Annotated in this window: 8 protein-coding genes; 3 read left to right on the top strand and 5 right to left on the bottom strand. The window is 73.5% G+C overall.

Annotation, left to right across the window (positions count from 1 at the left end):
• Positions 1–9: 9 nt before the first annotated feature.
• Complete coding sequence (locus CIK06_RS09000; protein ID WP_198348151.1) at positions 10–1,578, top strand: MFS transporter; 1,569 nt, start codon at positions 10–12, stop codon at positions 1,576–1,578.
• Between the two features lie 244 nt (positions 1,579–1,822).
• Here the strand turns inward: CIK06_RS09000 and CIK06_RS08995 are convergent, their stop codons facing one another.
• Positions 1,823–3,325 (bottom strand): amino acid adenylation domain-containing protein, encoded by a 1,503-nt coding sequence (locus CIK06_RS08995; RefSeq protein ID WP_095564447.1) that lies wholly within the window; start codon positions 3,323–3,325, stop codon positions 1,823–1,825.
• A gap of 122 nt (positions 3,326–3,447) precedes the next feature.
• Positions 3,448–4,065 (bottom strand): GNAT family N-acetyltransferase, encoded by a 618-nt coding sequence (locus tag CIK06_RS08990; protein WP_095564446.1) that lies wholly within the window; start codon positions 4,063–4,065, stop codon positions 3,448–3,450.
• Positions 4,066–4,302: 237 nt separating this feature from the next.
• Here CIK06_RS08990 and CIK06_RS08985 point away from each other — a divergent pair, with 237 nt between their 5' ends.
• Together CIK06_RS08985 and CIK06_RS08980 are read left to right on the top strand one after the other, a co-directional pair.
• Positions 4,303–6,033, top strand: coding sequence for a condensation domain-containing protein (locus CIK06_RS08985; protein WP_095564445.1), 1,731 nt, complete (start codon positions 4,303–4,305; stop codon positions 6,031–6,033).
• A 16-nt stretch (positions 6,034–6,049) separates the two neighbouring features.
• A complete protein-coding gene (locus tag CIK06_RS08980; RefSeq protein WP_095564444.1) occupies positions 6,050–11,455 on the top strand; it encodes a type I polyketide synthase in 5,406 nt (1,801 codons plus the stop codon).
• Positions 11,456–11,547: 92 nt separating this feature from the next.
• Here the strand turns inward: CIK06_RS08980 and CIK06_RS32120 are convergent, their stop codons facing one another.
• From CIK06_RS32120 to CIK06_RS08965, 3 genes are all read right to left on the bottom strand, one after another.
• Positions 11,548–12,117, bottom strand: coding sequence for a M23 family metallopeptidase (locus tag CIK06_RS32120; protein WP_157756674.1), 570 nt, complete (start codon positions 12,115–12,117; stop codon positions 11,548–11,550).
• 340 nt (positions 12,118–12,457) lie between these two features.
• Entirely contained in the window at positions 12,458–14,929 is a 2,472-nt protein-coding gene (locus CIK06_RS08970; protein WP_095564442.1) for a lantibiotic dehydratase, read from the bottom strand.
• A complete protein-coding gene (locus CIK06_RS08965; RefSeq protein WP_095564441.1) occupies positions 14,922–16,007 on the bottom strand; it encodes a GNAT family N-acetyltransferase in 1,086 nt (361 codons plus the stop codon). The genes CIK06_RS08970 and CIK06_RS08965 overlap by 8 nt, the downstream gene beginning before the upstream one ends.
• Positions 16,008–16,063: the final 56 nt, after the last annotated feature.

Raw genomic sequence — 16,063 nt, 5'->3', positions numbered from 1 at the left:
TTCGACGCGATGACCGACTTGGCTGCCAGCGACACCGACCGACCACCGGAGGCGGCGGCGCCCGCGTCCGGGTTGCGCTCGTACGTGATCATCTGGGCCGGGCAGTTCGCCTCGATGATCGGGGCGAACCTGACGAGCTTCGCCCTCGCGGTCTACGTCTACCGGTTGACCGACTCGGCCACCACGCTCGGCATCATCCTCGCGCTCGGCCTGCTCCCGGCGGCCGTGGCGTCGCCGTTCGCCGGCTCGCTGGTGGACCGCTGGGGCACCCGGCGCACCCTGCTGATCAGCAGCATCGGCAGCATGGTCATCACGGCGATGCTGGCGCCGCTGGTGGCCACCAACACGTTCCAGGTGTGGCAGGTCTACATCATCGTCAGCGTCACCTCGCTGCTGACCTCGCTCCAGATTCCGGCGTTGGGCGCGTTGACGCCGCTGCTGGTGCCCAAGGAGCAGCTCGGGCAGGCCAACGGCATGCGGATGGTCGCCATCGCCGTGAGTCAGGTGCTGGCGCCGGTGTCGGCCGGGTTCCTGCTGGTGGCCATCAACCTGACCGGCATCGTCATCATCGACGTCATCTCCTACGGCGCGGCCATCCTCACCCTCTGCCTCGTGCCGATCCCGAAGGTGCGGCGGGCGCCGGCCGCGGCCGACGGCGCCAGGACCAGCCTGCTGAGCGAGTTCGGCGAGGGCTGGCGGTACGTGGCCAGCCGACCCGGCCTGCTCACGCTGCTGTTCTTCCTGGCCACCGTCAACTTCAGCGCGGGCTTCCTGGAGCTGCTGATCAGCCCGCTGGTGCTGTCGTTCGAGTCGTCGAAGGCACTCGGCATCGTGCTGTCGATCGGCGGCCTCGGCATGATCATCGCCGGCGTCGCGGTCAGCGTGACCGGCGGCCCGAAGCGCCGGGTGCGCGCCGTCTTCGCGTTCGCGCTGATGTTCGCGGTGGCGACCATCGCGGGCGCGACCCGGCCGAACGTCGCGCTGATCGCCTGCGCCGCCTTCGTCGCGATGGGCGCCCTGGTGCTGATCAACACCACCCACCAGCCGATCTGGCAGACGAAGGTGGAACTGCACCTGATGGGTCGGGTGATGGCACTCTTGACGATGGTCGGGCTCATCCCGCAGCTCATCGCCAACGTGCTGGCAGGGATCGCCGTCGACCACGTCTTCGAGCCGCTGGTCGGCCGGGACGAGGTCCGGTCGAAGGGGCTGACCGTGCTGATCGGCGACGGCCCGGGCCGGGGCATCGCGCTGCTGATGATGCTCGTCGGCGCGTTGATCGTGGTCACGGTCGCGGTCGGCACGCTCTTCCCGCGGCTGCGGCACCTGGAGGAGGAACTGCCCGACGCGCCCCGACCGACCGACGAGACCGAGCCGACCGACGAGACCGAGCCGACCGACGAGACCGAGCCGACCGACCCGGCGGCGGCGGCGCCAGGGGCAGCGCCAGGGGCAGCGCCAGCGGCGGCGACGACGGCGGCGGCAGCAGCGCCAGCGGCGACGGCGACGGCGACGAACGGTGCGTCCGAACCGACGGACACGCCGGCACCGACCGGAGCGCCGGCACCGCTGACCTGATGCCGACCGGGTCGGGTCGGCGGCCCCCGTGCGGAGCGGGCTCCGCATTCACCGGCCGTCACGCACGGTGACCTCGCTGAAAGCGAAAAGCTCTTTTCCAGCTATGCCTGAGAGTCATTTAAATGACTCTCAGGCATAGCTGGAAAAAATGTGTTCGATCCTGGCCCGGTGTCCGCGGACCAACCGGTTCGACCCGCCGGTCAGGACCGGGTCAGGACCGGGTCAGGAGCGGGCCAGGACCGGGTCAGGAGCGGGCCAGCGCGGCCCGGTCGACCTTGCCCGACGGGGTCAGCGGGATCGCCGGCAGGACCAGGTAGCTGGCCGGCAGCATGTGCGGCGGCAGCACCCGCTGGCACTGCGCGCGGACCTGCGCCGGGTCGAAGCGGTCGGGCTCGGGCACCACGTACGCCACCAGGTAGTCGCCGAGGTCCTCCGCGGTGGCCACCTCGACGGCCGCGTCCCGCACGCCGGTGCAGGTCCGCAGCACCGCCTCGATCTCGGTCAGCTCGATCCGGAAGCCGCGCAGCTTGACCTGTCGGTCGACCCGGCCGAGGAACTCCAGGTCGCCATCGGGCGAGCGGCGCGCGAGATCACCGGTCCGGTAGTGCCGGAGCCCGTCGGCGGTCACGAACCGCTCCCGGGTCAGCTCCGGCCGGCCGAGATAGCCGCGGCTGACCCCGCCACCGGAGATCCACATCTCGCCGACCGACCCGTCGGGCACCACCGCCCCGTCGTCGTCGCGCAGCGTGATCGACAGATGCGGCAGGGCACGGCCGATCGGCGACCGGTTGGCGCCGTGCAGCGCATCGTCGTCGAGCAGCTTGAAGGTCGCGTACACCGTGGTCTCGGTCGGACCGTACATGTTGACCAGCCGGACGCCCGCGGGATCAGCGTCGGCGTCGGCGCCGGCGTCGGCACCGTGCGCGGCGCGGTCCTGCACGAACGCCGCGGCGGTGCCGAGGTCGACGGCCTCCCCCGCGAAGATCACGTAGCGCAGGGCGTGTCGGGGCCGGCCGGCGTCCCGGTGCGCCTCGAACAGCAGCCGGAAGACGGCCGGCACCTGGAGCAGCATGGTCACCCGGTGGGTCAGCAGCAGGTCGAGAAGCGCCTCCGGATCGTGCGCCGCGTCGGGGTCCACCACGACCAGCGTCCCGCCGGTGACCAGCGGTCCCCACATCTCCCAGACCGACACGTCAAAGTTGATCGAGTGGAACAGCGTCCACCGGTCGTCCGGCCCCACATCGAAGAGCGGAAGCGCGGCCTCAAGCAGGCTCAGCACGTTCCCGTGGGTGATCTCGCAGCCCTTGGGCCGCCCGGTGGAGCCCGACGTGTAGATCACGTACGCCCGGTCGTCCCGGGTCACCGCGGGCAGCGGCGCCTCGGGGGCGCCCGGGTGCCCGCGTACCGGAACGTCCTGCCCCACCACCAGGTCGATGCCGGCCTCCTGGGTGATGAACCGCAGCCGCTGCGCAGGATACTGCGGGTCGAGCGGGACGTACGCCGCGCCCGCCAGCATCGTGCCGAGGATCGCCACGGGTACGTCGATCGAGCGGGTCACCCGCACCCCGACGAGATCGCCGGGTACGACGCCGCGGCGCACCAGTTCGGCGGCGAGCGCCCGGCCCTCGGCCGCGAGTTCGCGGTAGGTCAGGCGCTGCGGGCCGCACACCACCGCGGTCCGCTCGGGCGCCCGGGCGCACACCTGCAGGAACCACTCGGGCAGGCAGCCATGCACGCCGCCGATCATCGCCGATGCCCGGCGACCGGACGCGTCCCCGCTTCTCGGGACGGCCGCCGCGCCGTCGCCGTGACGGCCCGCACGGCGACGGCGACACGGACCGCGCCGTGACGGCGACACGGACCGCGCGCTCAGAGGTCGACGCGCATGACCACCCGGCGCGGCGACGGCCGGGAAACCTCGGCGAAGCCGGCGGCGGCGAACATGCTCTCGGTGCCGACGTGCAACTCGTCGGCCACCGCGTTCCTGGTGGTCAGCGGGTACCCCTCGACCGCGCGGGCGCCGTGCGCGCGGGCGTGCTCGACGGCGGCCCGGGTGAGCGCGCCGCCGATCCCGCGGCGGCGGAAGCCGGCCCGGGTCACGAAGCACGTCACCGCCCAGACCGAGTCGTCGGTCCGGTCCTCGCTGCGGCCCGTCCAGGCCACCCGACCGCCGCGCACCAGGCTGTCGTACGCGGTCCGGGGCTCGACCGCGCACCAGCCGACCGGCTCGTCGTCGAGGTAGGCGACCAGGCCGGTGGTGGCCTCGGCGTCGGCGCAGCCGGGGTCGGTCTGCACGCGCAGCCGGTCGGCTCGTTCCTCGGCCGGGAACGAGACGAGACACTCCTTCGGCCGCATCTTGTACCGCTGGCACTGGCAGTTGGCCGGCGCCGTGGCGCTGAGCACCTTCTGCAGGTCCTCCCAGCTCGCCTCGTTGGCCGGTCGGATGGTGAGCGTGGCGTCCGCCAGTTGCCTGGCCCTGGCAGCCATCCCGAGTCACCGCCTTTCGCTCCGGTGGTGGCGGTCGTGTGGTTGCGGTCGTGTGGTGGCGATCGCGTGGTGGCGATCGTTTTGCGGGCGATCGTGCCCACCCGGCGCGTCGCCCGCTGATGAGCGCAGAGTCTAGTGCGCCGGCCGGCGAAGGTCGCGGCGTCGCGGCCGGCGGCATCCCGCTGTCCTGTGTATCGGCGACAGCCCTGATCCCGTCCCGGTACCTAGCCTTCCGGTATGGCACACCCTTCCCGGGCCGAGGCCGCGAGTGGATCCGACGACGGTGCCGAGATCGGCGTGCTGCCGCGGCGGTCGGCTCCGCCCACGCCGCCGCGCACCCCCGACGAGGAGGCCATCCTCACCATCTGGCGGGAGGTGCTGGAGCGCCCGGACATCGGCGTGCTCGACGACTTCTTCGACCTCGACGGCAACTCCATGCACGCCATCAAGGTGATCTCGCGGATCCGCGAGGCGTACGGGGTCAGCATCCGCGCCATCGACTTCTTCGAGTCGCCGACCGTCGCCGCCCTCGCCGCCTTCGTGGCCGCCAACGCGCCCTCGGAGCGGGCCGTGGTCCGGCCCCGCCGCCCCGACGCCGAGCCGGTGCTCTCCTTCGACCAGCACCGGCTGTGGCTCGTCGACCAGCTCGTGCCCGGCGGGGCGTACAACGTGCACGGCCGGCGCCGCCTGCTCGGGCCGCTGCGGGTGGCCGTGCTGGAGACCAGCATCCGGGAGATCATGCGGCGGCACGAGACCCTGCGCACCCGCTTCCCGGACATCGACGGCGAGCCGTTGCAGGTCGTCGACGACCTCGACGAGGAGTGGCGGCTGCGGGTCGTTGACGTGTCCGACGCCGACGACCAGGTGCGCGCCGCCGAACGGGTGCTCGACGAGGACGCCATGGCCTCCTGCGACCTCGCGCAGGGACCGCTGTTCCGGGCTCTGCTGGTCCGGCTGAGCGACACCGACCACGTGCTCGGCATCACCGCCCACCACACGGTCTGCGACAACGGCTCGGTCGCGCTGTTCGTCAAGGAACTGTCCGCGCTGTACCGCGCCGACGGCGACCCGCGCGAGGCCGACCTGCCGCCGCTGCCCATCCAGTACCGCGACTTCGCGGTCTGGCAGCGGGAGCTGCTGGCCAGCGACACCGTGGCCCGCCAACTCGACTACTGGGGCGAACACCTGGCCGGGGCGCCGGCCGAACTGACCCTGCCGGTCGCCGAGCGGCCGGCCGCCGTCAACGGCTCCGCCGACTCCGCCGACTCCGCCGGTGACGGCGGTGACGGCGGCTCCGGCAGCGGTGGCGGTGGCGGCCGGGTCCGCTCGGCGTTGCCCGCCGCGGAGGCCACCGCGCTGCGCGAGCTGTGCCGGGCCACCGACACCACGGTCTTCATGGCGCTGCTCGCCGCCCTCACGGCGGTGCTGGGCCGCTGGTCCGGCCAGCGGGACGTGGTGGTCGGGGTGCCGATCACCGGTCGGCTGGACGCCGGGACGCGCGGCCTCATCGGGCTGTTCTTCAACACCCTGCCGATCCGGATGGACCTTCGGGACACGACGACCTTCGCCGAGGCTCTGACCCGGGCCCGGGAGTCCGCGCTGGGCGGGTACGGCAATGCCGACGTCCCGCTCGACCTCGTGGTCCGGCGCGTCCGGCCGCCGCGCATCGCCGACCGTACGCCGCTGTTCCAGGTGGTGCTCAACGTCGTGGACAGCGACCGGAGTTCCAACGGCCTCGGCGACATCGACGACGAACCGATGGACTCGCCGGTGATGCCGAGCAAGCTCGACTTCGTGCTCACCGGCAAGGAACTGGACGGCGAGATCCCGCTGGAGCTGGAGTTCGACGCCGACCGGTACGACGAGGCACGGATGCTCCTGCTGCTCGACGAGGTACGCGCGCTGCTGCGGGCAGCCTGCGCCGACCCGGCGACAGCGGTTTTCGACGATCAGCCGCACCACCCGTAGGGAAGGAACCCCGCCCATGAACGATCACGTCGAGCCGATCGCGATCATCGGAATGGGTGCCCGCCTTCCCGGGGCGGCCGACGTCGGGCAGTTCTGGTCCAACCTGCGCGACGGCCGGGAGTCGATCTCCTTCCTCTCCGACGAGGAACTGCTGGACAACGGCGTCTCCCCCGACCAGTTGGCCAACCCCGACTACGTCCGGGCCGTACCGCTGGTGCCGGACGTCAAGTTGTTCGACGCCGGCCTGTTCGGGATGACCGCCCGCGAGGCGGAGATCTGCGACCCCGCGCTGCGGCTGTTCCTGGAGGTGGCGCACGCCGCCATCGAGGACTCCGGGTACGACGTCACGAAGGTCGGCGACGGCTTCGGGGTGTTCTCCGCCTCCGGCCCCTGCGACTACCAGGACCACTACCTGCGGCAGAGCCTCAAGTACCGCTCGGCCGACATCTTCCAGATGTCCACGCTGAACAACACCGACTACTCGGCCACGCTGACGGCGTACAAGCTGAACCTGCGCGGGCCGGCGATGACGATCGTGACCGCGTGCTCCAGCTCGCTGGTCTCGCTGCACGTCGCCTGCCAGTCTTTGCGGGTCGGCGAGTGCGACGCGGCCGTGGTCGGCGGGGCCAACGTGGAGACCCCGTACGGGCAGGGCCACCTGTGGGTGCCCGGCGCGGTCCGCTCCCGGGACGGGCACTGCCGGCCGTTCGACGCCCACGCCACCGGCACCATGTTCGGCAGCGGCTGCGCCGCCGTGGTGCTCAAGCGGCTCTCCGACGCCCAGCGGGACAACGACAACATCCGCGCCGTCGTGCTCGGCAGCGCGATAAACAACGACGGTTCGGACAAGGTCAGCTTCAGCGCCCCGAGCATCACCGGCCAGACCTCGGTCATCATGGAGGCGATGGCGATGGCCGGCTGCCGGCCGGGCGACATCTCCTACGTGGAGGCGCACGGCACGGCGACCGCCCTCGGCGACCCGATCGAGGTCACCGCGCTGTCCGAGGCGTACCGGCGGCTCGCCGGCGGCGACCTGCCGCAGAACTCGATCGGCATGGGCTCGGTCAAGTCCAACATCGGGCACCTGGTGTGGGCGGCCGGCGTCTCCGAACTGGTCAAGGTCACCCTCGCGATGGAGCACGAGCAGATCCCGCCGACGGTCAACTTCACCGAGCCGAACCCCAAGCTGGAGCTGGAACGCACGCCGCTGTTCATCAACGACCAGCTCCGGCCGTGGCCGCGGGTGGACGGCAGCCCGCGCCGGGCGGGCGTGAGTTCGCTCGGCATCGGCGGCACCAACGCGCACGCGGTGATCGAGGAGGCGCCGAAGCCGGCGCCCCGCCCCGCGTACCAGCGCCCGCGGATCGTGGTGTGGTCGGGCCAGAACCGGGGCGCCATCGACGACGGCCGCAGCCGGCTGGTCGAGTACTTCGGCGGTTCAGCGGACGGCACCGGCGCCGAGGCCGTCTCCTTCCACGACGCCGCCAGCACGCTTGCGCGCGGCCGGACCACCCACAAGCTGCGCGCCGCGGCGGTCGGCGACAGCGCCGACGCGGCGGTCGCCGCGCTCACCTCCGGCCGGTACGTCACCACCGAGGACTCCGGTCCCGTCGACCGGCCGCTGGCGTTCCTCCTCCCCGGTCAGGGCTCGCAGCACGCCCGGATGGCGATGGGCCTGTACGAGCGGCTGCCGCGGTTCGCCGAGATCATGGACCGCTGCCTGGACGGGTTCCGCGAGCACGGCATCGAGCTGCGCGAACCGTGGCACGCGGACGAGCCGGACGCGCTGACCGACACCCGGCTGACCCAGCCGATGCTGTTCGCCGTCGAGTACGCCCTGGCCGCGACGCTGCGGGACTGGGGGCTGCGCCCGGCCGCGCTGCTGGGACACAGCGTCGGCGAACTCACCGCCGCCGCGCTCGCCGAGGTGTTCTCGCTGGAGGACGCCATCCGGCTGGTCGCCGCCCGGGCCACCGCGATGGCCGACGCGCCGCGCGGCGCCATGCTCTCCGTCCAACTGCCGGGCGACGAGGTCGCCGCGACGCTGCCCGACCCGCTGGTGGTCAGCGTCCGCAACGCGCCCGACCGGGCCGTGGTCGCCGGGCCGCTCGACGAGATCGCGGAGCTGGAGCGGCGGTACGCCGCCGAGGGCGTCACGGTACGCCGGCTCGCGACCTCGCACGCCTTCCACAGCCCGATGATGGTCGACGCGGCACGGGCGTTCCTCGACACGATGCGAGGCGTGCGGCTGCACCCGCCGCGCATCCCGATCATCTCCGCGGCCACCGGGTCGCCGGTCACCGACGAGCAGGCCACCGACCCGGCCTTCTGGGCCGACCAGGTCGCCGCGCCGGTCCGGTTCGACCTCGCCCTGGACACGCTGCTGGCGCAGGCGCACACGGTGGTGGAGGCCGGACCGGGCCGGGTGCTCACCGGGCTGGCGCGGCGGCACCCGCTGCTGCGCGAGCACGGCAGCGCGGTCCAGCCGTCCCTGGCCGCGCCGGAGGCAGACGGCCCCGGCGACCTCGAACGGCTGCTGGACGCGGTCGGGCGGCTCTGGGTCGCCGGCCACGACGTCGACTGGGCGGCGGTGGACGAGGAGTACGACTGGCGCCGCGCGGCGGTGCCCGGCTACCCGTACCAGCGCAAGCTGTACTGGGTTACCCCGACCTCCGGCCCCGCGGCGCCCAAGCGGGCCGACGCGGGCGCCGCCGAGGAGCCCGCGGACGTCCAGGACGAGCCGACCGGGACCGAGGAGCCGGCCGGGACCGGTACCCCGTTCTCCACCGTGACCTGGGTCGAGGCGCCGCTTCCGGTCGACGGCGAGCCGGTCCGCGAGCCGCTGGCGCTGGCGCTGCTGCCCGCCGACCGGGACGCCGGGCTGGCGGTGCTCGGGCCGCTGTTGCAGACCGGCACCCGGGTCATCCGGGTCCGTCCGGGCGACCGGTTCTCCGTCACCGGCGACGAGTTCCGGGTCCGGCCCGGCGAGGCCGCCGACGTGGAACAGGTCTTCGCCCGGCTGGCCGCCGACGGGCGCCACCCCGGGCTGCTCGTGCACGCCTGGGCCGCACCGACCTGGGCGGAGCCCACCAGCGGCACCGTGGACGACCAGCTCGACCTGTCGTTCACCAGCCTGCTGGCGCTGATCCAGCACGGCACCAGGCGCGCGGTGCAGGGCCGTCTCCCCCGACTCGTGGTGCTGGCCAGCCGGCTCGCCGACGTCTCCGGAGTGGAGCCGCTGGACCCGGTCAAGGCCACGGTGGTCGGCCTGGCCCGCACGCTGGCCCGGGAGGCCCCCGGCACGATCTGCAAGATCGTGGATGTCGGTCCGGGCACCGACGAGCAGACGCTCGTGGCCGAACTGGGCACGGTGGACGGTCAGGAGTTCGTGGCGCTGCGCCGGCACCGCCGCTGGGTGCCCGACGAGCAGCCGCTCACCCTGGGCGACACCCCGGCACAGCCGCGCCCGGAGGGCGTCTACCTGCTCACCGGCGGGCTGGGCGGGCTCGGGCTCGCGGTCGGCAAGGCGCTGGCGCGTACCGGCAAGCGGCCCCGGCTGGTGCTGCTGGGCCGCACGGCGCTGCCGCAGGACGCGCGGCAGCGGGCCGAGACCGACGCTGCGCTCCGGCACATCCTCGACGAGATCGCCGAGATGACCGAACTGGGCGCCCAGGTCCGCACGATGGCCTGCGACATCGGCGACCCGCGGCAGGTCCGCCGGGCGCTCGACGTGACGGCCGCGCAGTTCGGCCCGGTCAACGGCGTGCTGCACCTGGCCGGCGTGGCCGGCGACGGCATGCTGCACTTCCGCTCCCTGGCCGACGCCCGCGCCGTGCTGCACCCCAAGGTACGCGGCACGCTGGTGCTCGAAGAGGCGCTGCGCGACCGGCCGCCGCTGGACTTCTTCGTCTCGTTCTCCAGCCGGGCGGCCCTGCGCGGGCTCACCGGCAGCGGCGACTACGCGGCCGCCAACGCCGCGCTGGATGCCTTCGCCGCCGCCGGTGGCCCTCGGCGGCTGAGCATCAACTGGCCCGCCTGGTCGACCGTGGGCATGGCCGTCGACGGCGGTCGCCCGGCCCGGTCCGGTCCGCAGCAGGTGGAGCTGACCCTCGATCCGCAGCGCGAGTGGGTGCTCGACGAGCACCGGCTGAACGGCCGGGCGGTGCTGCCCGGCACCGGCCACCTCGACCTGGTGATGAACTCGTTCCGCGGCCTCGGGCTGATCAGCCCGGACGACGCGATCCAACTGGAGGAGGCGCTCTTCCAGCAGCCCCTCGTGGTCGACAGCCCGCGTACCGTCCGGGTCCGGTTCGCCCCGGGCAAGGACGGCTGGCGTTTCGAGGTGCTGTCCCGGGCCGCCGACAGCGCCGACGAGCAGTGGATCCGGCACGTCGACGGCCGCATCTCCGGCTGCGCCCGCAAGGACGACATGCTGCCCCCCGAGCCGATGTACGACGGGCTCCCGGAGGTCGAGCCCCCGTCGCTCAAGCCCGGCCCGGGACGGCTGTTCGCCCTCGGCGACCGGTGGCAGAACATCCAGCAGATGTGGCGGACCGACGACCGCCGGGGTCGGGTCGTCCGGCTCGTGCTCGCGCCCGAGTTCGCCGCCGACGTCGAGACCCGCCAGGCGCACCCGGCCCTGCTCGACGGGGCCACCGCGGCGGTCCGGGACGACATCGACGACATCCACCTGCCGTTCATGTACCGGCGCGCGGTCTTCCACCGCCCGCTGCCCACCGTCCTGTTCAGCCGGATCCTGCGCGAACCCGACAAGTCCGGCGTCATCGTCGCCGACGTCACCATGGTGGCGCCCGACGGCACGCTGCTGGCCGAGATCGAGGGCTTCACCATGCGGCGGACCGGCCGCAACCCGCAGTTCCTCGACGAACAGACGCCGGCGAAGCCCGCCCCGGCCCACGCCCCCGCCGCGGTCGAGACCATCGCCGAGCCGGCACCCGAGGTGGACGGCATCGACCCCGACGAGGGCGGCCGGCTGCTCACCCTGCTGCTCGGCGCGCAGACCCCGTACCAGGTACTGGTCCGCCCGTACGTCGGTGGCGCACCGGTGCCGATCCCCGCGCGGTCGCCGGCACCGGCCGGGGTGGCCATCCTCCCGGAGGTGGCCCCGGCACCGGCCGTGGCGGCCCCCGAGGTCCCGGCCGCCGGGCCGACGACGGACGGCGGCCCGCAGTTGGACACCGTCCAGGCGGCGGTCTACGAGATGTGGCAGGAGGCGCTCGGCCTGGAAACCATGAGCCTGGACGACGAGTTCTTCGAACTCGGCGGCGACTCGCTCAGCGCGGTTCAGGTCATGCGCCGGATGCGCGAACGGTTCGGCGTGCAACTGGGCATCGGGGTGCTGTTCGACTGCCCCACCATCCGGCTGCTGTCGGCCGAGGTCGTCCGGCTCATCGCGGACTGACCGCTACCACCCGCCGCCGGCCCGATCGGCCGGGACACCGCGCGACACTCCCATCCCGCCGGACCGGCGGGATGGGATCAGGCGGGGCGGGATCAGGCGGGTACGTTCCCGTTCAGGTACGCGTTGATCTGGTCGATCTCCAGCGCGTTGAAGATCTCGGGCTGGGCGGCGGCCTGGTTCGAGTTGATGATCCGCTTGAACAGGTTGTAGTGCGCCATCGACCGCAGCCCGATGACGCGGTTGGGGGTGACCAGGTAGCCGGTGCCGCCGGTGCTCCAGATGAGGTACATCAGTCCATCCTTCGTGAGAATCTCGGGAGATCCGGACGCTCCGGCGTACGGGGCGCCGGTGAGAACCGACTCGGGGTCGGTCCGCTGACCGTTCGGCTGGAAGATCTCCAGGTGCAGGTGCGGCCCGGTGGAGTGGCCGGTGGTTCCCACGTTGCCGACGTGCTGGCCGGCGGCGACCTGCGCGCCGACCCCGACCACGGGAGCCTCCCGCATGTGCCCGTACACGCTGCGCCACCCGTCGGCGTGCGTGATGGTGGCGTTGTTGCCCAGCCCGCTCGCGCTGTACGAGACGCCGGTCACGGTGCCCGCGGCAATGGCGCGGACCGGATAGCCGAGGATTCCCGAGTAGCTGTAGTCCGTGCCGTTGTGCATCCTGGATTCGCCGGTGATCGGATCCGTCCGCCACCCGTACGAAGAGGTGATCGGGACCCATTTGTCGAATGGCCGATTCCATCTCGGCGTCGCGCCGTATGCGGCCTCCGCGAGCCATGCCTCCGGAATGACACCGGCCGCCAGCGTGGCGGTGACCAGGCCAAGCAGGTGGCGACGGTCGAATCCGCGAGACGCCACCCCATTCTCCGGCGCCACTTCGTCAAATGTCTGCATTCGACCCCCGCATGATCTGAGATCTTGAATATTAAGGTATCCAACTCGGTAACTGTCAAGGGCCGAAACCACCCCGCCAATGCAATTACCGACCTCCCCCGCGGAATCAGGCCGGCGGGGCCGCCAGGTCCCAGGATGCCGGCCGGGCCGGTTCCGGGTCGACGGCGACCAGACGCAGCTCCGCGGTGTACGTCCCGTCGGGCAGCCGCAGCCACAGCTCCGCCGGCTCGGGCACCATCTCGACCAGTTCGACCTCGGCGTCCGCCGGTTCGGTGCGCGCGGCCCGCCGGGCCGCCCGGGCCAGGTTGTCCACAAGCGACGGCGAGGCCAGGTCCACGTAGAACGGCTTCGGATCCCCGGGTACGCGGGCGAAGACGTGCCGCGGCATGCCGGCGTCGCGCAGCCAGCCGCGCAGCCCGAGCTGGGCGGGGTCACGATCCCGGGCGGCGGCCTCGGCGAGCCGGGTCAGCGGCAGCCGCCAGCTTTCCCGGGCCACCACCACCGAGCCGATCGACACCCGTGGCCGGTGGGCGGCCGGTGCCCGCAGCTTGAACAGGTTGACGGTGACCGCGCTCAGATGTTCGCCGAGGCATTCGAGCACCGGCGCCGCCCAGCCGTCCGAGTCGCAGGTCGCCAGCAGGCCGCCGGCCCGCTCCGACACGGTGATCGCGGTGGCCGGGGTGCCCCGTACCCCCTCGGGGTGGCCGTCGTCGGAGCCGAACGAGACGTACCGGTAGTGGCCGGGCGGGTCCAGCGACAGCGGCGGGTAGCTGCGCGAGCTGACGTCCCGCGCGCTGCTGGGGTACAGCGGCACGACCCGGCCGGGCGCCATGTCGGCGGCCATCGCGTCGACCAGTTCCGTCGCGTCGTCGGCCTGCGCGCTGAAGAACCGGCTCTCCAGCGTGTTGAGCGCGACGTGCAGTTCACCGAGCACCCAGGACAGCCCGCCGTCGGGCCGGCGCCGCAGCATGACGTCCGGGCTGTGCAGCCGGGCCGCCGCCCAGGTCCGCCGCGGCGCCGGGAACAGCGCGTCGGCCAGCCGGCGGGCGTACGCCGGGTCGACGTCGGCCGGACCGTCGCCGCCGGCGGCGGCACCGGCACCGGCACCGGCACCGGCACCGGCACCGATGATCTCGGCCCAGCGCAGCTGGAAGTCGGTCACGATGTCCGCGAACGCCCGGCCGCCGGGTTCGAGCAGGTCGGCGGCGGCCATGTACAGGTCGGAGAGGGTGACCTCGGTCCGGCCGGCCGCGAGCCGCCGGTAGGTGCGGGTGAGGGACTCCTCCGCGGCGTCGGCGACCTGGCCGCAGAGCCACCGCGCCGCGTCCAGCAGCACGCCGAGCGGCCGGGCCAGCTCATCCAGCAGGTCGTCGTCGATCGTGGCGTCCAGGTCGCGCCGGCAGTCCAGGTAGAGCGGCGTACGGCCGCCCACCGTGAAGCCGTCCTCCCGGCGTACCGGCGCCCCGGCCGCCGCGTCCAGCGCCCGGGAGGCGTCGCGCAGCGCCACCCGGAGCCGCTCGGGGTCCTCGGCCGCCGACACCGCCCGGCAGGCGTCGCGGATCCGCGCGAGCCGGTCCAGCCGGTCCTTGCGCAGCGGGGCGTCCGGCAGCCCGGCGAGCTGCCGTTCCAGCCCGTCCAGCGGATGACTGCCGATGGGCACCCGGAATCCGACCTGCACGACGCCGGCCGCGCGCAGCGCGGCCACGGCGTCAGCGGTCGCCCGCGAGCCGGCCACGGCGTCAGCGGTCGCCCGCGAGCCGGCCGCGGCCTCACCGGTCGTTCGCGGGCCGGCCGCGGCCTCATCGGACGCCGGCGCGCCGGCGGCGGGCTCGCCGGGCGGCAGGTCGCCGACCCGCTCGACGCCGGCGGCCAGCGCCGCGACCACCCGCGCCTGGTCGGTGGTGAGCGGGTGGGGACGCCGGTACGGGCGCAGCACCGAGCCGTCGCGGACGGTGCAGGACGGGTCGATCCGGATCGGTACGTACGCGCGCAGTTCCGGGTCGACGCTCCACCGCGCGGCGATCGACTGCACCGCCCACACCTCGACGTACGCGGCGGCGCGGCGGATCCCACCGGCCCCGGTGTAGCCGCGGGAACCGCCGCCGAGCCTCGCCCACGCCACCGGCCCGAAGAAGCCGATCGTGTCGTTCTTCGTGCAGTAGCGCTGCGCGTACCGGGTGAGCACGGCCATCCGGTGCCCGAACCGGTGGCCGCTGACCCGGGGTCGCTCCCCCGCCTTCAGCGCGGCGGCGTGGCTGGCCGCCCAGGTGTCCACGGCCTCCGGGTTCTGCCAGGTCAGCGCGGCCCGGAAGCGGTCGTCGGCGAGGATGGCGTCGAACGCGGCCCGGCGCGCCGCGCGCACCGCGTCGGCGCCACCACCCGGCAGGCCACCGCCCGGCAGGCCACCGCCCGGCAGGCCACCGCCCGCTTCGTCGCCGCCCGCCGGTACGTCGCCGTGCGGGTCGCCGAGCGGGTCGCCGAGCACGTCGAGCAGTTCGATCGGCAGGCCGGCCGAGCGCAGCGCGCAGAGCCGCCAGAGCGTCCAGCCCCGATCCAGCTCCGTCCGGTGGTCACCCATCGTGCCCGCCCTTCCCGATGGCAGCGTCCGAACCGGCGGGCACGGCAGCGCCCGAACCGGCGGATGCGGCACCGTCCGAGGCGATCAGCATCGTGCGCAGCTCCTGCACCGTGCAGCCCCGCTCCAGTTTGGACTCCAGTCCGCCGATGCCGTAGTCGAGCAGCGCGAAGCCGCGCTCGACGGCCCGGCTGATCGGCTCGTAGAAGACCAGGTTGAAGTAGAGGAACCGGTGGTCGGCGCGGGTGTAGTCACACCCCCACGCCTTCGAGATCCACCGGTTGCCGCAGGCCAGCAGCAGCGAGCAGGCCACCGGGCGGCCGTCCTGGTACGCGACCAGCGCCACGAAGTCGTCCCGCAGGTGCGTGCCGAGCAGGGTGTAGTGGAACTCGATCCGCTGCGGGTCGGCGTCCTGCCCGTACCGCTGGTTGGTCTGGGCCAGCAGCGGCGCCAGCTCCCCCGCCACCTGCGCGACCGGCCGTTCCCGGATGACCAGCCCGCTCTCGGCCAGCCGGCGGCGCTGCCGGCGTACCGGGGTGCGCCGGCGGGTCGGCAGCCAGGAGACGTACTCGTCGAACGTCTTCCATTCGATCCCCAGCACCGCCTTCTCGCGCACGCTGACCGCGGCGGCCGCGGCCCGGTACGGCGCCAGCCAGGCCGCCTGGGTCGGGTCGAGGTAGGGGAACACCACGTGCCCGCAGCCGGCCTCGCGGGCCAGCGTGCGCGCCTGCTCGACCAGGGTGGCGGCCACCCGCGGCGCCTCGGCGCCGGGCACCGACGCGCCGATGCTGAGGTAGTTCGAGTAGACGCCGTACGAGCCGGCCAGCGCGAGCGTCGCGGCGTCGGCGGGCGGGAGCGCGGCCGGGTCGGTGGACGGGTGCCACGGCGGCCGCGTGGTGTAGACCGGGGTCAGGCCGGCGGCGCGGCCCTGCCCGTCGCGGGCGACGACGTACGTCGTGCTGCCGTGGCCGAGCTGGGCGAGCTGGATCCGTTCGAGTTCGCCGCTGTAGACCGGCGTCGACGGCACGCGCAGCTCGTCGAGCAGCCCGTCGTCGAGCCTGGACCGCAGTTCCACCCGCATCGGCGTCACCCATCCCTGATCAGCGCGGTACGGCCGGCTACGGCGAACCGGCCAGC

The sequence above is a fragment of the Plantactinospora sp. KBS50 genome (assembly GCF_002285795.1).
In the GTDB taxonomy this organism is placed as follows: Bacteria; Actinomycetota; Actinomycetes; order Mycobacteriales; family Micromonosporaceae; genus KBS50.
The sequence above is the reverse complement of the archived record's forward strand: the minus strand, read 5'-3'. Positions and strand labels throughout refer to the sequence as shown.